Source organism: Mycobacterium sp. MYCO198283 (genome assembly GCF_021213805.1).
Lineage (GTDB): Bacteria > Actinomycetota > Actinomycetes > Mycobacteriales > Mycobacteriaceae > Mycobacterium.
This window is the reverse complement of the sequence record NZ_JAJQJI010000019.1, coordinates 1-1583: the sequence shown is the minus strand read 5'-3', so window position 1 is coordinate 1583 and position 1583 is coordinate 1. Positions and strand designations below refer to the sequence as shown.

General features: G+C 66.5%; 3 protein-coding genes. 2 read left to right on the top strand and 1 reads right to left on the bottom strand.

What is annotated here, in order from left to right:
• Positions 1-584, bottom strand: a 584-nt coding sequence (locus LV457_RS19970) for an MFS transporter (protein WP_232173282.1), incomplete at its 3' end; no start/stop codon positions are given.
• Positions 585-670: 86 nt separating this feature from the next.
• On the opposite strand from LV457_RS19970, the gene LV457_RS19965 reads away from it, so the two are divergent.
• Entirely contained in the window at positions 671-1039 is a 369-nt protein-coding gene (locus LV457_RS19965) for a hypothetical protein (RefSeq protein WP_232173281.1), read from the top strand.
• A 33-nt stretch (positions 1040-1072) separates the two neighbouring features.
• A partial coding sequence (locus tag LV457_RS19960) for an alpha/beta hydrolase domain-containing protein (protein WP_255701786.1) occupies positions 1073-1583 on the top strand: 511 nt, incomplete at its 3' end.

The window sequence follows — 1583 nt, the reverse complement described above, 5'->3', positions numbered from 1 at the left end:
CCGAACGACCGCAGCTGGTCATCCGTGAGGAACGCGTCGAGCACCAGCAGCGTGAACTGCGCCAGCACATGCCCGCCGACCAGCGTCACGTACTGGAACGACGAGAAGAAGCCGCGCCGCTCGCGGGTCGCCGCCTCCGACATGTAGGTCGCCGACGTGCCGTACTCGCCGCCGGTCGCGAAGCCCTGCAGCAGCCGCGCCAGGATCAGCACGATCGGCGCCGCCATGCCGATGCTCGCCTGCGAGGGCACCACCGCGACGACCAGCGAGCAGAACGCCATCAACGACACACTGACCGTCAGCGCCGCCCGCCGGCCCCGCCGATCAGCGAAGCGGCCGAAGAACCACGACCCGACGGGCCGCATGAGGAAGGTGATCGCGAAGATTGCCCACGTGTAGACGGTCGAATTCGCCTCGGACTCGTCGAAGAACTGGCTTTCGAAATACGACGCGAACACCGAGTAGATGTAGACGTCGTACCACTCGACGAGGTTGCCCGCGCTCCCGCGGACGGTGTTCCAGATCGCCCGCCGGGTCTGGGCGGGAGTGGAACGTGGTGGTTGGGCGTCCGTCGTTGCCGTCATCGCCGACCTCCCAGACAGTGCGGATCGAGCGTCACGCTAGCCCAGGGCGGCCCGCTCCATACCCGGTTCACCGCCACAATAGAGACATGCCTTTCGAGGAGCCGTCCTCCCGACCGACGCCGACCGCTGACCGAAAACGCGGCCGTGCCAATGGGCTCGCCGCGACTGCGGTGTTCGCCATGGTCGTCGCATTCGCACTGCCTTTCACGATGTTGACCAGCTCCGACTACGCCAACAAATTCGAGAACGGTGAGCTGCCGGCCGGTATCAACCCCGTCGACGGTCAGGTAGCCGCGGTGATGAGCATCGTCGCCGCGGCAGCAGCCATCGGCTGCGCCGTCGGCGCGTTGTGCAGCCGGAAGACGTTAGGGGCGTTCACCGCGTTGGTGTTCGTGGCGCTCAGTCTGGTGTTCTTCGCACCGCTCACCTTGATCTCGCTGGAGCTGGCCTTCTGAGAGCCGCGTGACGCGTGGCGGCACCATGGAGTCATGGAGCCGATGATCGAACCGATACCGGGCGCGCCGAACCTGCTGCTCGGCGCCTACGACATCGCGACGATCGGCTACCGCGCCGACGAATACCTCGTGACGGGGACGGCGACCGCGGTAATCGATGGGTCGACCGCCGACTACGCGACCCGCATCGTCGCCCTCCGACCCGACGACGACTCGATGTTCAACGGCACCGTCGTCGTTGAATGGCTGAACGTCAGCGGAGGTATCGATGCGCCCGCGGTATGGCTGATGGCGCACCGGGAGATTACCCGGGCGGGCTTCGGGTACGTCGCCGTGTCGGCGCAGCGGGTCGGCGTGGAGGGCGGCCTCAGCCTCACCGGCACCGACATGTCGTTGAAAGCGCTCAATTCCGAACGCTATTCGGCGCTCCACCACCCTGGCGACGCGTTCGCCTACGACATCTATACCCAGGTCGGTCGCCTGGTCCGCGAGGGCGCTGTCGACGGGATCGAAGCGGAAGCGGTGCTGGCCGTTGGTGAATCGC